Here is a 14,917-nt window from a genome sequence, read left to right as displayed (position 1 = left end):
ATATGGCGCGTTCATTGGCGCCGGGACGGTGAATGCCACCGCCTGAACCAGCGTACTCGAGTCGCGCCAGAACCTTGCGATTCAAAGGGGACTTATGAACACCAAGCTCTATGCCGGCGTGGCCTTTGCCGCGCTCCTGCTCCCGGCCTCGGCCTTCGCACAGTCGACCGGTTCGACCGATTTCGAATCGGAAGAAATCGTCGTCACCGGCAGCGCCGCGAACAACGGCGTCGAAGGCATCAAGATCCCCGACAGCCCCAAGGCGCGCGTCGTGCTGGATCAGGAATTCCTGGCCAAGCAGACCCCCGGCAACACGGTGCTCGACGCGCTGAACATCGTTCCCGGCGTCAACTTCACCCAGAGCGATCCGTTCGGTTCGGCCGGCGGCAACATCCGCATCCGTGGTTTCGACGGCAACCGCGTTTCGCTGACCTTCGATGGTTTCCCGCTGAACGATTCGGGCAACTACGCGATCTATTCGAACCAGCAGCTCGACCCCGAGCTGGTCGATGAGATCAACGTGAACCTCGGCGCGACCGACATCGACAGCCCGACCGCATCGGCCGCCGGCGGCACGATCAACTATCGCACGATCATCCCGTCAGAAACGCTGTCGGCGACGATGGTCGCTTCCTATGGCGATTTCGACTTCCACCGCGTGTTCGGCCTGATCGAAACCGGCAACCTGACCTCGTTCGGCACCCGCGCCTTCGTGGCGGCATCGACCGCCTCGAACGACAAGTTCCGTGGTCCAGGCGGCATCCGCAAGCAGCAGTTCAACGGCGGCATCTATCAGCCGCTGGGCGACAATGGCGATTTCATCCGCGTGTCGGGCCATTACAACGAGAACCGCAACAACTTCTATCGCAACCCGACGCTCAGCGACCTGCGCACCGCGCTCGGCAGCGGGATCATCCCGCTGAACGCCAATGCGTCGCCGGCCAACCCGATCCGCATCGATTTCGACGAAAAGAACTTCGGGATCGTCAACGGCATCGAAAACGACGCGCTCTGCTCGACGCCGACCCCGGTGCGCGGCACCGCGCAGGCGGCGAGCGGCTGCTCGAACTATTACGGCGTCCGCGTCAATCCGTCGAACACCGGCAACATCCGCGCCAATTCGCGCTTCACGCTGACCGACAAGCTGACGCTGACCCTCGACGGTTCGTACCAGTATGTCCTGGCGCATGGCGGCGGCACCACGACGCTCGCCGAGAACTCGGCACGTGCCAAGGGCAGCCTGACGACCTCGCCGGGTGTTGATTACAACGGCGATGGCGACTTCCTCGACACGGTGCGTTTCTTCTCGCCGAACATCACCAATACCAACCGCTACACCGGCATCGCCTCGCTGCGCTACGACATCACCGAAGACCAGCGCGTCCGTGTCGCCTATACCTATGACAATGCGCAGCATCGTCAGACCGGCGAATGGGGCTATCTCTATTCGAACGGCATGCCCGAGGACATTTTCTCGGGCCGCAACGGTCGCCCGGTGCTGGACGCCAGCGGCTTCACGCTGACCCAGCGCGACCGCAAGTCGGTGGCGCTGCTGAACCAGATCTCGGGCGAATATATCGGTCGCTTCTTCGACCGGGCGCTGACGATCCAGGCCGGTCTGCGCGCACCGTTCTTCAAGCGCAACCTGCAGACCTTCTGCCCGGTGCAGGCGCGTGACGGCTTCGCCTATTGCAGCACGCAGACGATCCCGGCGGCGGGCACCGGCGGCAACCCGCCCTATGTCATCATCCAGCCGGGCACGACCCCGAGCGCCTCGGGCAACCCGATCCCGCTCTATGCCCCGTACAAGACGTCTTACGACTATAGCGCGGTGCTGCCGAACGTCGGCTTCACCTACAACTTCGCCGACACCAACGTCAGCATGTTCGGCAGCTATGCCAAGGGCTTCTCGGCCCCGCGTACCGACAATCTGTATCGCGCGCCGATGGTTCGCGTGCAGCCGGAAAAGACCGACTCGTTCGATCTCGGCCTGCGCTACAACACGCGCATGGTGCAGTCGCAGGTGACCGGTTGGTACATCAAGTATCAGAACCGCATCGTCACCTCGTTCGATCAGGAAGCGGGCATCTCGGTCGACCGCAACATCGGCGCGGTGGAAAGCTATGGCTTCGACGGCACCGTGACGGTGCGTCCGGCGACGTGGGTCGGGCTGACCGCGATCGCGTCGTACACCCACACCGAACTGCTTTCGAACATCCAGACGGGTGGCACGACGGTGATCCAGACGCGCGGCAAGAAGGTCACGGAAACCCCCGAATGGCAGTTCGGCGGTCGTGCGGAGTTCAACTATGGCCCCGCCAGCCTTGGCGTGCAGGGCAAGTGGGTCGACGAGCGTTATGCGACCGATCTGAACGACGTCGTGGTCGGTGCGTACACGCTGGTCGATCTCGACGCGCGCTTCAGCCTCGAAGACTATGGACTGAAGCGCACCAGCCTGTCGGTGAACGTCCGCAACCTGTTCGATGAACGCTATTTCAGCAACATCAGCACTGCGATCGACGCAGCAGGCGGCCCGAACTTCACCGTCGGCTATCCGCGCACGGTCATCGGTTCGATCAAGTTCGGCTTCTAAGCCTTACCGAACCCACCAAACGGCAACCGCCGTCCCGGCAACGGGGCGGCGGTTTTCGTTTGTGGCTCGCTTGCGCTAGAGGCACTTTTGCCAACCCGCCCCCGCCCGGCTATGACGCCCATGGGGGCACAAGACGACTGACGGAGCGCATGACGCCGAAGCCCGCCATTTTCTCGCGCCCCTTCTTCGAACAGAAGAACCGCGCCTTCTGGCTGCTGCAGGCGGCCGGCTGGACTGGCTATCTGCTGCTGCGGTCCAGCTCGGCGGTGGCCAGCGCCGCGCCGCTGAAGATCGTGCTGGGCAATATCGTCGAGGTGATCGTCGGATACTGCCTGACGCTGCTGATGAGCGTCCTCTACGGCTATTACCGCTCGCTGCCGCGCGTGCCGGCGATCTTCCTGACGCTGTGCACCCTGTCGGCGGCGACCTTTGCCTATTCGCTGATCGACGCGTTCGTCTTCACCTTCATCCGCAACACCTCCCCCGATGTCAGCCTGTCGCTGGTGCTCGGCACGCTGTTCCTGAACTTCATGGTGCTGTCGGGCTGGTCGGCGCTCTATTTCGGGATCAATTTCTACCTGGTGGTAGAACAGCAGGTCGACGAGATGCGGATGCTGGAGATGCAGGCGTCGTCGGCACAGCTCGCCATGCTGCGCTACCAGCTGAACCCGCATTTCCTGTTCAACACGCTCAATTCGATCTCGACGCTGGTCCTGCTGAAACAGACCGAGAAGGCGAATGTGATGCTCAGCCGGCTGTCGTCGTTCCTGCGCTATACCCTCGCCAACGAACCGACCGCGCACGTCACGCTGGAGCAGGAGGTTGAAACCCTCAAACTCTATCTCGATATCGAGAAGATGCGGTTCGAAGATCGCCTGCGCACCAGTTTCGACATCGACGGCCGCGTGGCGCACGCGCGCCTGCCGTCGCTGCTGCTGCAACCCCTGGTCGAAAACGCGATCAAATATGCGGTCACGCCGCAGGAGGACGGGGCCGATATCGCGATCGTCGCTCGACTGGCCGGGGATCGGGTGCAGATCGCCGTGTCCGACACCGGCCCCGGCTTGATCGACGGGCCGAAGCGGCCGACGCTGTCCACCGGTGTCGGCATACAGAATATCCGGGACCGGCTGGCACAGGCGTACGGCCCCGACCATCGTTTCGAAACCCGCGGCGGAAACGACGGCGGGTTCGTGGTCGAGATCGAACTGCCGTACCAGACGCAAGACGTTACCAAAGAGGCTGCATGACCATCCGTACCATCCTTGTCGACGATGAATCGTTGGCCATCCAGGGCCTCGAACTGCGGTTGCAGGCGCATGAGGATGTCGAGATCATCGACAAGTGCCAGAATGGTCGCGAGGCGATCCGGTCGATCAAGACCCACAAGCCCGACCTTGTGTTCCTCGATATCCAGATGCCCGGCTTCGACGGCTTTTCGGTCGTGCAGGGTCTGATGGAGGTCGAACCGCCGCTGGTGGTGTTCGTCACCGCCTATAGCGACCATGCGATCCGCGCGTTCGAGGCGCAGGCAGTCGACTACCTGATGAAGCCGGTCGAGGAATCGCGCCTCGCCGACACGCTCGACCGCGTGCGCCAGCGCCTGACCGAAAAGCGGGGCCAGGCCGAGGTCGAGAAGCTGAAGGAAGTGCTGGCCGAGGTCGCCCCCGACACGGCGGCCGAAATGGAGGCGGAGGGCGACGATGCGGTCGGCGCGAACCGCTTCGAAAAGCTCATCAACATCAAGGATCGCGGCCAGATCTTCCGCGTCGATGTCGACACGATCGAGATGATCGAGGCGGCGGGCGATTACATGGTCATCAACACCGGCGACAATTCGCTGGTGCTGCGCGAGACGATGAAGGACCTCGAAAAGCGGCTCGACCCGCGCCGGTTCCAGCGGGTGCACCGCTCGACCATCGTCAATCTCGACCTGGTGAAGCAGGTGAAGCCGCACACCAACGGCGAATGCTTCCTGATCCTCGAATCCGGGTCGCAGGTAAAGGTCAGCCGCTCATATCGCGACGTGGTGGCGCGCTTCGTCCACTGATGAGCGGGATTACCGTCGCGGCGCTATACCGCTTCACGGACATTGCCGACCCGCGAGGGACCCGCGACGCATTGGAGACAGTGCTGGCGGGTGCCGATATCCGCGGCACGCTGCTGGTCGCGAGCGAGGGCGTCAACGGCACCATCGCCGGCAGCGCGGAGGGCATCGCCACCGCGCTCGCCGCGATCCGCGCCCTGCCGGGCTGCGCGGACCTGGCGCCCAAGTTCAGCCACGCGGCGACCATGCCGTTCCACCGGCTGAAGGTGCGCGTGAAGCGCGAAATCGTGACGATGGGCGTGCCCGGCACCGATCCGACGGCGATCGTCGGCACCTATGTCGCGCCCGCCGACTGGAACGCGCTGATCGCCGATCCGGAAACGGTCGTGATCGACACCCGCAACGCGTATGAGGTGAAGGTCGGCACCTTCGCCGGTGCGATCGATCCGCACACCGACAGCTTCCGCGACTTTCCCGACTGGTTCCGCGCGCACCGCAACGACCTGCTGGCGGGCAAGCGCAAGGTCGCGATGTTCTGTACCGGCGGCATACGCTGCGAAAAATCGACCGCCTTCCTGAAAAGCGAAGGGATCGAGGATGTCTATCACCTCGACGGCGGCATCCTGAAATATCTGGAGGAAGTGCCGGAGCAGGCCAGCGCGTGGCAGGGCGAATGCTTCGTCTTCGACGAACGCGTCGCGGTGGGGCATGGCCTGGCGCAAGGAACCCATGGCCTGTGTCGCGGCTGCCGCATGCCGGTCAGCCCGGAAGACCGCGCCTCGCCATTGTTCGAGGAAGGCGTGCAATGCCCCGCCTGCGCAGGCACACGCGACGCGGCGACGCTGGCGGCGAAAGCGGAACGGCATCGGCAGGTGACGCTGGCGGCGAAGCGCGGCGAGCAGCATGTGGGCGCACGGATGGAGCGACCGGAAGAATAGCGGCTATTGGCCCTCGCGCTATTGTCACCCCATCGTCACCCCGGCCTTGCGCCGGGGTCCCGCTTCTTCTTCCGCTACGATCGTTCAAAAAAGCGGGACCCCGGATCAAGTCCGGGGTGACGAACAAGCGTATAGATCGCCGCAAATCCGCTCGGCACGGATCGAGGCGACGTAAATCTGGCGCTTACTCCGCCTCGTCCGCCTTCACGTCCTCGGCCGGCGCTTCTTCACCCTCGGCGGGCGTCTGGTAATAGGCTTCGACCGGGCCGGACAGCTTGATGGTCAGCGGCTGGCCCTTGCGGTCGACTTTCTTGCCGAGCGCGACGCGGATCCAGCCTTCGGAGATCGAATATTCCTCGACGTCGTTGCGCTCGGCGCCCTTGAAGCGGATGCCGATGCCACGCTCCAGCACGGGCTGGTTGAAATGCGGGCTGCGCGGATTGATCGAAAGGCGATCGGGGGGCGTATCAGTCATGGGCGCGGCCCATGCCGCAAAACGCCGCCTCCGCCAAGCGGAAAGGGCGGAGGATTGCTCCCCCGCCCCGCCCGATCAGTTGCAGACGCGCACGCGCACCGTCTGGTCATAATAGGGGTCGTAGCGGCGCTCGACCCAGCAACGCTGGTAGTTATTGTAGCGATAGGCGTAATACCCGTCGTTCGGGTAATAGCCGCGCTGACGATAATACCGATCGTCGTAATTATAGGCATAGCCACGGTCACGGTAGTAGCGGTCGCGATAACGGCCGTCATTGGCGCTCGACACCAGCGCCGCGCCGATCGCGAGGCCGGCGATACCGGCGACGACCGCCGCACCGCCATTGCCGCGATCGCGGTGCCAGCCACGGTCGTAGCCCCGATCATAACCGCGGCGCCACTGCGCATCGGCAGGGGCAGCGGCAGTGAGCGCGGTGGCGGCCAGCGACAGCCCCAGACCCGCCTTGGTCAGCAACGTCTTCATGCCAATCTCCTCTACATGTCCGGGGCATCGCGCCCCTTGTCATGTCGACGCATCTGCGCCGATGATCGATTCGATACGACCGGGCGACTGAACGGACGCGGAACCGGACATTCACCGGCGGTTTAGGAAAAGGATACCCCATGGCGCACTGGCTGCTGAAGTCCGAACCCGACAGCTATGGCTGGGACGATCTGGTGCGCGATACCGGCACCGAATGGGACGGCGTGCGCAACCATGCCGCCGCAAAACACCTGCGCGCGATGGCGGTCGGCGACCGCGCGCTCTTCTATCATTCGGGCAAGGACAAGGCGGCGGTGGGCGTGGCGCGCATCGCCCGGACGGCGCAGGCCGATGGCGACGAAGGCTGGGTGTCGGTGCGGGTCGAACCCGACCACCCCCTGCCCCGTGCGGTGACGCTGGCGGCAATGAAGGGCGAGGACGCGCTGAAGGACATGGCGATGCTGCGCCAGTCGCGGCTGTCGGTGTCGCCGGTCAGCGAGGCGGAATGGGCGGTGGTGATGGGGCTGGCGGGGGACTGAGTCTCCCCCTTTCGCCCCCGTTCGGTTCGAGCAGCTTCGAGCCTGTCGAGAAGCGGCAGTCGAGAATTCGATGTTTGTGGCAACCCGTTCTCGACGTACGCTTCTCGACTACGCTCGAAGCTGCTCGAACCGGACGGGGGAGACGGGGTGGACCTACGCCCCCTCGACCCGCGCCAAGCGCGGCGACAGCAGATGCACCAGCAACAACGCCACGAAATACGCCGACCCGGCAACGAAGAACAACGGCGCATAGCTGCCGATCCCATCGAGCACATAACCGGCATATTTCGCCATCAACATGCCCCCCACCGCGCCGACCGTCCCCCCGATCCCGACCACCGACCCCACCGCCGCACGCGGGAACAGGTCGGAGGGGAGCGTATAGAGGTTCGCCGAAAACGCCTGATGCGCCGCCGTGGCAATCCCGATCACCAGCACCGCGACCCACAGATTGTCGATCGACTGGGCGAACAGCACCGGCAGCACCGCCACCGCGCAGACGAACATCGTCGCCTTGCGCGCGAAGTTGACGCTCCGCCCGCTCGCGATCAGCCGCGACGACATCCATCCGCCTGCGACACTGCCCAGATCGGACAACAGGTAGATCGCGACCAGCGGCGGCCCGAAGCTAAGAAGATCGAGGTCGTAGCGCGTGCCCAGATAGCCCGGCAGCCAGAACAGGAAGAACCACCAGATCGGGTCGATGCAGAATTTGCCTAGCGCATAGGCCCACGTCTCGCGCTTCGTCACCAGCTTCGCCCAGGGCAGCGGCTGCACCGGATCGGCCGGGTCCTGTTCGATCCACGCCAGCTCGCCACCCGACAGCTTCCGGTGATCGCGTGGCGAGCGATAGAAGGCGAGCCACGCGACCAGCCAGACGAGGCTGACCACGCCGGTCACCACGAACGCCATGCGCCAGCCATAGGCGACCGTCAGCACCGGCACCGCCAGCGGGGTGATGATCGCGCCGACATTGGCCCCGGCATTGAACACGCCGATGGCGAAGGCGCGTTCCTTGGCCGGGAACCACTCGGTCACCGCCTTGATCCCGGCCGGGAAATTCCCCGCCTCGCCCAGCCCCAGGCCGAAACGCGCCATCGCGAACTGCGTCACGCCATATGCGCCGCCATGGGCGATGTGCGCCACCTGCCAGATGACGAAGGCGACGGCATAGCCCATGCGCGCGCCGATCACGTCAACGATCCGCCCAAAGCCGATATAGCCGATCGCATAGGCCATCTGGAAAAAGAAGATGACGTTGGCGAAGTCAGTTTCGCTCCAGCCCAAGTCCTTCGACAAGGTGGGTTTCAGCACCCCGATCATCTGCCGGTCGACATAGTTGATGACCGTCGCCATGAACAACAGCGCGACGATCCCCCAGCGATAGCGCCCCGCGCGCGCCACCGCGCGTTCGATGCCGTCACCCTGCTCCGTCATTCCACGCCTCCGCTTGCATCCTCTGCGGATCGACCCTTCTGACGAGGGTGATTCCGCGGTATTCGTTTCGGGCGATGGCACCACGTCGCGCACCCACCGCCACCGTTCCGATGCCCACCGACCGTACCCCCGCGCAGGCGGGGATCCAGAGCCACGGGATCAGGCCGTCGTGATCATCAACCCTGGCCCCCCGCCTGCGCGGGGGTACGGCCGGTGTCTGCGTTACCCGCCGCCGCCACGATCCCGCACCGCACATGCTGCACGCCAAAATCCGCCTCGAAGCGCTGGCCCGGCCGAATCTGGTGCACGCCGGTTACCGCACCCGACGACACCCAGGTCCCCGGCGTCAGCGTCTGCCCGCGCGCGGCAAGGCAATCGACCAGGAACGCGACCGCGCCGATCGGCCCGTCGAGCATCGCCCGCGCGGTGGCGCTGCCGACCACCGCATCGTCGATGCGCGATTCCACCGGCCAGTCGAGAAAACCCAGTTCGCGCCAGCCGGGCACTTCTGCCCCGATCAACAGCCCGAAATTATTGCCGAAATCGCTGATCGTCACCAGCGGCCCGTCGGCGTTGATCCCGGCATAGGGCGAACTGGCGATCTCCACGCCGATATGCACCGCATCGACCAGCGCCAGCGCCTCGTCCAGCGACAGGGCGGTGCGGCCCGCTTCGGGCGCCCGGCCGATCCGTACGCAATATTCCGCCTCGGCCGCGGCAAAGCCGTCGGCAATGACCGCCATCGTCGCCGTCTCCGCCCCGAATATCTGGTCGGCAAAAATCGGCCCGGCCAGCCGGTTGACGCCCAGCGTCGCATCCAGCGGCGCGTTGATCCGCCCGACCTTCCACCCAGCGACGACGCGCCCGTCGATCGCGATCGCCCGGTCCTGGATGGCATAGGCTTCGGTGAGCGTCGTCGGCGGCTCGCCCGGATAGGGCGACAGGCCGGCCGCCTGCTGCCGCGCCGTCACGAACGCCTGCGCGATACGATCGCGATTACCCATGCCCACAGCCTCTCCCGTTACTGCGACGGGCCTATAGGAAACCGGTGTCACACGCAAGGCGGTGAAATCGTCCCTCCGGGACATTGGCGGATCGCCCGCCCCACGCTATCGATTGCGCCATGAAGAAAACCGGCCAGCCGACCATCAACGACGTCGCCCGCCTTGCCGGGGTGTCCAAGAAGACGGTCAGCCGCGTCATCAACCAGTCGCCGCTGCTGAACGGAGAGACGCGGGACAAGGTGCAGGCGGTCATCGCCGAGCTGGGCTATATCCCCAATCCGCAGGCGCGCGCGCTGGCATTGCGGCGCAACTTCCTGATCGCGCTGATCCACGACAATCCCAATGCGCAGATGGTGTTGCGCGTTCAGCAGGGGTTGCTGGAGGTGCTGCGCGACACCGAATTCGAACTGCTGGTCCATCCGGTCGATCGCGGTGCGCCCGACATGCGCGACGAAATCCGCCGCTTCCTCGAACGCCAGCGGCCGTACGGCGTCATGCTGCTGCCGCCGATTTCCGAAAACGATGCGCTGGCGGCGCTCTGTGCGCAGATCGGCTGCCGCTATGTCCGCATGGGGTCCGCCGCGTTCGACGATCCCGCGCATATGGTGTCTTCAAACGATCGCGAGGCGGTGCGCGGCGCGATCGATCACCTCTTCGCCGCCGGCCATCGCCGCATCTGCATGATCGCCGGCCCGCACGGCTTCCGATCAGCGTTCGAGCGGCAGCAGGGCTATGAAGAGGCGATGGAGGCCGCGGGCCTCGGCGTGCAACGCACCTGGATCGCGCAGGGCGACTATACCTTCGAATCGGGAATGCGCGCCGCCGAACGGCTGCTCGACCTGTCGCCGCGCCCGACCGCGATCTTTTCGTCGAACGACGAAATGGCGGCGGGTGCACTGCATATCGCACGGCAGCGCGGGCTGGACGTGCCGGAAAACCTGTCGATCGTCGGGTTTGACGATACCTCGATCGCGTCGCACCTGTGGCCGCCGCTCACCACCGTCCGGTGGCCGATCGCCACCATGGCCCGCGCCGCCGCGCTGAAGCTGATCGGTGAGGACGACGACGAACCCGATGCCGATGCGCCCGAAGCGGAGGCGACGCTGTTCGTCTCGACGCTGATCCGCCGCGCCTCGGTCGCCAAGCCGCAGCCGTGACTTGCGGCGGCGGATGACACCGATTACCCTGCCGACTGACAAGGATATATCCGCCCACACCCGTTCCTGCTGAGTAGGGGCTGAGCGTGTCGAAGACCCGTATCGAAGCACCTTCGGCAGTCCTTCGATACGCCATTTCGACAAGCTCAATGGCTACTCAGGACAAACGGGAGCGTTGGCACGGGAGAGAGACTGCGTGACCCTGCCGATCGCCCGCCGCGACCTGATCGCCGGTGCCGCCGCACTGTCCCTGATGCGCCCGGCCCACGCCGCCGCCGATCCGGTCGTCACCGCCCCCGCCGGGCGCTGGCGCGGCACGACCGAAGCTGGCGTGCACGTCTTTCGCGGCATCCGCTACGGCGTCGACCCGACCCGCTTTCGGTTTCATGCCGTTACGCCACCCGCGCCGGTTCGCGACACGCTGGCGGCGACCGATTTCGCGGCGTCCTGCCCGCAACGTGCCAACATCGACCATCAGGATGAGGATTGCCTGTTCCTCAACATCTGGACCCCCGATGCCCAGCGCGGCGGCAACCGCCCGGTCATGGTCTATCTCCACGGCGGCGCGTACATGAACGGCACCGTGGTCGACCCGCTGGTCCACGGCCACCGCCTTGCGGCGGACGGCGACGTGGTGGTGGTAACGGTCAACCATCGGCTGAACGCGCTCGGCTATCTCTACCTCGCCCGGCTCGACCCGCGCTTTCCCGACAGCGGCAATGTTGGACAACGCGATCAATTGCTCGCGCTCCACTGGATACGCACCAACATCGCGCACTTCGGCGGCGATCCGTCGCGCGTCATGCTGTTCGGCCAGTCGGGCGGCGGGGCGAAGATCGCGACGCTGATGGCGATGCCCGACGCCCAAGGCCTGTTCCACGCCGCCGCGACGATGAGCGGGCAACAGGTCACCGCCTCCGGCCCGCTCAACGCCACCCGCCGCGCCCAGGCGTTCCTGGCCCGGCTGAAGGCCAGTCCCGCCGAAGCCTCGACGCTGCCGGTCGCCCGCCTGATCGACGCGCTGTCGGCCGAGGACCCGGTGCTGGGCGGCGGGGTCTATATGGGGCCGGTGCTCGACATGCGCGCGCTGCAACGCCATCCGTTCTGGCCCGACGCCCATCCACTCGGCCGCTCTATCCCGTTGATCCTGGGCAACACGCGCGAGGAAACCCGGGCCTTCATCGCCCCGCCGCCGGACCTCAGCTGGGACAATCTGGCCGCCCGCATTGCCCCGCAGCTGCGCGTCGATGCCCCGCCCGAATGGGTCGTGGCGCAGTATCGCGCGCGATTCCCGACCATGACCCCGGATGACATCCTCTACCGCGCGACCACCGCCGGGCGCAGCTGGCCGGGACAGGTGGTCGAGGCGGAAGCCCGCGCCGCCGCCGGGGTGCCCGCCTGGGTCTATCAGCTCGACTACAGCTCGCCCGCCCGCCCCGGCGGCAGGGCGGCGCATACCGACGACATTCCGCTGGTGTTCGGCACGCTGGACGCCGCCGGATCGGTCAGCGGCACCAGCCCCGCCGCCCGGGCGCTGTCGGCGCAGATGATGACGGCGTTCGTGTCGCTGGCCCGCAACGGCGATCCCGGCCGCCAATGGCCGCGCCACACCCTGCCCCGGCGCGCGACGATGGTGTTCGACACGGCCAGCCGCGTGGTCGACGATCCCCGTCGCTGGGAACGCGAGCTGTTCGCCCGCTTTCCGTATATCCAGCCGGGGACGTGAAGGCGAAGGCTCATTGCCGCCGACCGGGACGGACGCTATCCTGACCATGATGAAATCGCCGTTTTGGATGCTCGCGCTGGCAGCGGCCGACCTTTACTGCCTCGCCCGCGGCATCGTCGACCTACGCGCCAGGCGCTATGGCTGGGCGCTCGCGGGCCTCGCCAGCGCAGCCGCCATTCTCACCGTTCCGATCCCGTCGCACGCGGTCAAAATCGACCTCTCCGCGCCCCGTTAAGTCACCGCCGCCGCCCGGTCGCCCAGTCCAGCGCCCCGCCGACATGGGCGAGCACACGCGGATCGCTCCAGCTTTCCTTGCGATGCCCCAGCCCGGTGTAGAACACCCGCCCCTTGCCCACGCGATGCGCCCACGCCAGCGGCTTCGGGTTCACGTCGGTGGTGCCGATCGACTGCGGGTCGAAGGTCAGCAGATGGTCGAGATCGGTCGACAGGTCGCGAAAGCCGTACCATTCGTCAGCGATGCGGAAATGGTCGGGCAGGCCATGGGTCGCCGGGTGGCGGTGCGGGGTGCGCGCCACCTCGGCCTCCGGCGTCCCCGGCGGATGCTGGGCAAAGCGCCCGCCGATCATCCGCGCATACCACGGCCAGTTGTAATGCGAATCGGCCGCCGCATGGATCGCGACGATGCCGCCGCCGCCCTCGACATAGCGTTGCAGCGCATCGCGGCGCGGGCCGACGAACCATTCGCTCTCCGGCCGCTTCGGATCGGTGGTGGTCGATACCAGTACGATCGCGGCATAGCGCAGCGGTTGGTCGAACACCGCCGGATCATCACTGGCGACCGGCTCCATCCCCTTGTCGCGCACCATTTTGGTCAACGCGGTGACGGCCACGGGAATGGAATCATGCACGAACCCGGTCGCGCGGTGGAACAGCAGCACGCGCGGCGCGGCCATGCCCGGCACCGCGAACAGCAACGCCAGCAGCGTGACGACCAGCCGGACGATCATTGCCGCATCGCCCGGTCACGCGCCGACAGCGATTCCTGGATCGGCCCCTTCTGCCCCGGATAGCGTCCCGATTTCGGCTCCATCGTCACCAGATTCCACTCCCCTTCGACGAACGGCGCCGTGGTCGGCACCGGATGGGGATATTCGCTCACTTGCCGTTCGTCGTCGATGATCTTTCCGCGCCCTTCCGCCACGAAAAACAGCACGCGAATGTCGTCGGCGTCGCGGTCCCATGGCCGCGCACCGGCATTGGCCAAAACATGCGTCTCGACATCCTGCGCGGGTAGTACCGGCAGGCCGGTCGGCCACACCGACGGGGTCTTCACCTCGATCAGCTTCGCCCGCGTGTAGCCATAGCGCCCGAACATCGGCAGCGCCCCGCCATGCTTGTCCACCGCGACGTTATCGCGCCCGTGATAGCGCAGGTCGCCATCGCCGCCGAGCATCAGGAACGGCAGGTTCGCATCGGTCGACGGCCCGGCGCGCAGCACATTGCCGACCGCCGACAGCTTCCCCTCCTGATAAGCGTGCCCCGCCCATTCCAGCGCCATCAGGTTGTAATGCACCGCGCGCGTGCCGGGGTCGTAGATCAGGTTGTTGACCACCGCCGCCTGCACGCCGCCCTTCAACAACGGACTGCGCTCGACATTATGGGCATAGATATTGCGCCAGATCAGGATGTTGGTGGCATTGTCGTGGATCAGCGAGCCTTTGCTATGCTCCCCCTTGGGATGGCTCGCATCGGCCAGCCCTTCGGACAGCAGGTTATAGCTGAAGGTGATGTCGTGACTGGTCCCGCGTCGCCAGTCGTCGGGCGTCGCCCCATCGAACCGCGGGCCAGAGGCGGACAGGTTTTCATCCAGCGCCCAGCTCATCGTGCAATGGTCGACGATGACGTTGTGCGCCGACACGGTGTTCATCGCATCGACTTCCCAGCCCGACCGCTTGGGCTGTCCGTCGAGGCCGGGCCGCACGCGCAAATGGCGGACGATCACGTCATGCGCGCGAATGTCGATGCCGCCGCGGATGATCGTGATGCCGGGCGACGGTGCGGTCTGTCCGGCGATGGTCAGAAACGGTTCAGTGATGGTCAGCGTCGTGCGGCCAAGGTCGATCACCCCGCCCACCTCGAACACGACGATACGCGGGCCTTTTGTCTCCAGCGCCGCCTTGAACGATCCGGGGCCGTCGGGCGCCAGCGTCGTCACGCGGATGATCCGCCCGCCGCGTCCGCCCGGTGTCGCCGCCGCCCAGCCCTGTGCCCCCGGAAACGCGCGCGCAGTGGCCGGCGTCGCGGCCTCCTGCGCCGGCGCAGCGGTCGCGATCATCGCGATCGGCAGCAGGCCGTACAGGGCCAGGGCGATCCGTCGGGTCATATCGATTTCCTCTCCGCGCGCTTCTTGACAGCTTCGTCGTGACGGCACAATGTCGCGTTGACACCGGTTTCTCAAGCCGAAAACGGCAAGACCGGATTCTCGCGGCGGATTGGACTGTCGCGAGGAGGATCGACGGAGGTACGGCCCGAACCGGGCACCGTGCGTCCGACAGGC

Annotated in this window: 14 protein-coding genes; 8 read left to right on the top strand and 6 right to left on the bottom strand. The window is 65.9% G+C overall.

What is annotated here, in order from left to right; genetic code table 11:
- The first annotated feature begins 94 nt into the window (after positions 1 to 94).
- The 4 genes from ASE67_RS08510 (at position 95) to trhO (ending at position 5,578) form a co-directional block, all read left to right on the top strand.
- Entirely contained in the window at positions 95 to 2,593 is a 2,499-nt protein-coding gene (locus ASE67_RS08510; RefSeq protein ID WP_055759451.1) for a TonB-dependent receptor, read from the top strand.
- 149 nt (positions 2,594 to 2,742) lie between these two features.
- Positions 2,743 to 3,843 carry a sensor histidine kinase gene (locus ASE67_RS08505; RefSeq protein WP_055759449.1) on the top strand — a complete coding sequence of 367 codons (1,101 nt, stop codon included), beginning with the start codon at positions 2,743 to 2,745 and terminating at the stop codon, positions 3,841 to 3,843.
- Positions 3,840 to 4,643 carry a LytR/AlgR family response regulator transcription factor gene (locus ASE67_RS08500; protein WP_055759444.1) on the top strand — a complete coding sequence of 268 codons (804 nt, stop codon included), beginning with the start codon at positions 3,840 to 3,842 and terminating at the stop codon, positions 4,641 to 4,643. The genes ASE67_RS08505 and ASE67_RS08500 overlap by 4 nt, the downstream gene beginning before the upstream one ends.
- Positions 4,643 to 5,578 (top strand): oxygen-dependent tRNA uridine(34) hydroxylase TrhO, encoded by a 936-nt coding sequence (trhO, locus tag ASE67_RS08495; RefSeq protein ID WP_055759442.1) that lies wholly within the window; start codon positions 4,643 to 4,645, stop codon positions 5,576 to 5,578. The genes ASE67_RS08500 and trhO overlap by 1 nt, the downstream gene beginning before the upstream one ends.
- A 184-nt stretch (positions 5,579 to 5,762) precedes the next feature.
- Here the strand turns inward: trhO and ASE67_RS08490 are convergent, their stop codons facing one another.
- Together ASE67_RS08490 and ASE67_RS08485 are read right to left on the bottom strand one after the other, a co-directional pair.
- Positions 5,763 to 6,053, bottom strand: a complete 291-nt coding sequence (locus ASE67_RS08490) for a DUF3297 family protein (protein ID WP_055759439.1) — start codon at positions 6,051 to 6,053, stop codon at positions 5,763 to 5,765.
- A gap of 75 nt (positions 6,054 to 6,128) precedes the next feature.
- Positions 6,129 to 6,536 (bottom strand): hypothetical protein, encoded by a 408-nt coding sequence (locus ASE67_RS08485; RefSeq protein WP_055759435.1) that lies wholly within the window; start codon positions 6,534 to 6,536, stop codon positions 6,129 to 6,131.
- A 140-nt stretch (positions 6,537 to 6,676) separates the two neighbouring features.
- Here ASE67_RS08485 and ASE67_RS08480 point away from each other — a divergent pair, with 140 nt between their 5' ends.
- Positions 6,677 to 7,075 carry an EVE domain-containing protein gene (locus ASE67_RS08480; protein WP_055759432.1) on the top strand — a complete coding sequence of 133 codons (399 nt, stop codon included), beginning with the start codon at positions 6,677 to 6,679 and terminating at the stop codon, positions 7,073 to 7,075.
- 153 nt (positions 7,076 to 7,228) lie between these two features.
- Here the strand turns inward: ASE67_RS08480 and ASE67_RS08475 are convergent, their stop codons facing one another.
- On the bottom strand, positions 7,229 to 8,512 hold the full coding sequence (locus tag ASE67_RS08475; RefSeq protein WP_055759429.1) for an MFS transporter: 1,284 nt from the start codon (positions 8,510 to 8,512) through the stop codon (positions 7,229 to 7,231).
- Positions 8,513 to 8,688: 176 nt separating this feature from the next.
- On the bottom strand, positions 8,689 to 9,516 hold the full coding sequence (locus ASE67_RS08470; protein ID WP_055761453.1) for a 2-keto-4-pentenoate hydratase: 828 nt from the start codon (positions 9,514 to 9,516) through the stop codon (positions 8,689 to 8,691).
- 119 nt (positions 9,517 to 9,635) lie between these two features.
- On the opposite strand from ASE67_RS08470, the gene ASE67_RS08465 reads away from it, so the two are divergent.
- The 3 genes from ASE67_RS08465 to ASE67_RS08455 all read left to right on the top strand — a co-directional run bounded on the left by ASE67_RS08465 (position 9,636) and on the right by ASE67_RS08455 (position 12,634).
- The gene (locus tag ASE67_RS08465) at positions 9,636 to 10,673 is read left to right on the top strand and encodes a LacI family DNA-binding transcriptional regulator (RefSeq protein ID WP_055759427.1); all 1,038 of its coding nucleotides are present in this window, start codon (positions 9,636 to 9,638) and stop codon (positions 10,671 to 10,673) included.
- 253 nt (positions 10,674 to 10,926) lie between these two features.
- The gene (locus tag ASE67_RS08460) at positions 10,927 to 12,399 is read left to right on the top strand and encodes a carboxylesterase/lipase family protein (protein ID WP_200922215.1); all 1,473 of its coding nucleotides are present in this window, start codon (positions 10,927 to 10,929) and stop codon (positions 12,397 to 12,399) included.
- A 49-nt stretch (positions 12,400 to 12,448) separates the two neighbouring features.
- Entirely contained in the window at positions 12,449 to 12,634 is a 186-nt protein-coding gene (locus ASE67_RS08455; RefSeq protein WP_200922222.1) for a hypothetical protein, read from the top strand.
- A gap of 1 nt (position 12,635) precedes the next feature.
- Here ASE67_RS08455 and ASE67_RS08450 read toward each other — a convergent pair whose 3' ends face one another.
- Positions 12,636 to 13,367 carry a ThuA domain-containing protein gene (locus ASE67_RS08450; RefSeq protein ID WP_055759421.1) on the bottom strand — a complete coding sequence of 244 codons (732 nt, stop codon included), beginning with the start codon at positions 13,365 to 13,367 and terminating at the stop codon, positions 12,636 to 12,638.
- On the bottom strand, positions 13,364 to 14,743 hold the full coding sequence (locus ASE67_RS08445) for a pectate lyase family protein (RefSeq protein WP_200922194.1): 1,380 nt from the start codon (positions 14,741 to 14,743) through the stop codon (positions 13,364 to 13,366). Before ASE67_RS08445 ends, ASE67_RS08450 begins: the two co-directional genes overlap by 4 nt.
- Positions 14,744 to 14,917: the final 174 nt, after the last annotated feature.

Source organism: Sphingomonas sp. Leaf23 (assembly GCF_001421585.1).
In the GTDB taxonomy this organism is placed as follows: Bacteria; Pseudomonadota; Alphaproteobacteria; order Sphingomonadales; family Sphingomonadaceae; genus Sphingomonas.
Note: the sequence above shows the minus strand (reverse complement) of the source record. Positions and strands in the feature narration are given on the sequence as shown.

Bases quoted from the DNA above. Each gene is read 5' to 3' on its own strand.
- ASE67_RS08505 (WP_055759449.1), top strand. From the start codon at position 2,743: ATGACGCCGAAGCCCGCCATTTTCTCGCGCCCCTTCTTCGAACAGAAG.
- ASE67_RS08510 (WP_055759451.1), top strand. From the start codon at position 95: ATGAACACCAAGCTCTATGCCGGCGTGGCCTTTGCCGCGCTCCTGCTC.
- ASE67_RS08445 (WP_200922194.1), bottom strand. From the start codon at position 14,743: ATGACCCGACGGATCGCCCTGGCCCTGTACGGCCTGCTGCCGATCGCG.
- ASE67_RS08485 (WP_055759435.1), bottom strand. From the start codon at position 6,536: ATGAAGACGTTGCTGACCAAGGCGGGTCTGGGGCTGTCGCTGGCCGCC.
- ASE67_RS08470 (WP_055761453.1), bottom strand. From the start codon at position 9,516: ATGGGTAATCGCGATCGTATCGCGCAGGCGTTCGTGACGGCGCGGCAG.
- ASE67_RS08460 (WP_200922215.1), top strand. From the start codon at position 10,927: ATGCGCCCGGCCCACGCCGCCGCCGATCCGGTCGTCACCGCCCCCGCC.
- ASE67_RS08450 (WP_055759421.1), bottom strand. From the start codon at position 13,367: ATGATCGTCCGGCTGGTCGTCACGCTGCTGGCGTTGCTGTTCGCGGTG.
- ASE67_RS08480 (WP_055759432.1), top strand. From the start codon at position 6,677: ATGGCGCACTGGCTGCTGAAGTCCGAACCCGACAGCTATGGCTGGGAC.
- ASE67_RS08475 (WP_055759429.1), bottom strand. From the start codon at position 8,512: ATGACGGAGCAGGGTGACGGCATCGAACGCGCGGTGGCGCGCGCGGGG.
- ASE67_RS08490 (WP_055759439.1), bottom strand. From the start codon at position 6,053: ATGACTGATACGCCCCCCGATCGCCTTTCGATCAATCCGCGCAGCCCG.
- trhO (WP_055759442.1), top strand. From the start codon at position 4,643: ATGAGCGGGATTACCGTCGCGGCGCTATACCGCTTCACGGACATTGCC.
- ASE67_RS08500 (WP_055759444.1), top strand. From the start codon at position 3,840: ATGACCATCCGTACCATCCTTGTCGACGATGAATCGTTGGCCATCCAG.
- ASE67_RS08465 (WP_055759427.1), top strand. From the start codon at position 9,636: ATGAAGAAAACCGGCCAGCCGACCATCAACGACGTCGCCCGCCTTGCC.
- ASE67_RS08455 (WP_200922222.1), top strand. From the start codon at position 12,449: ATGAAATCGCCGTTTTGGATGCTCGCGCTGGCAGCGGCCGACCTTTAC.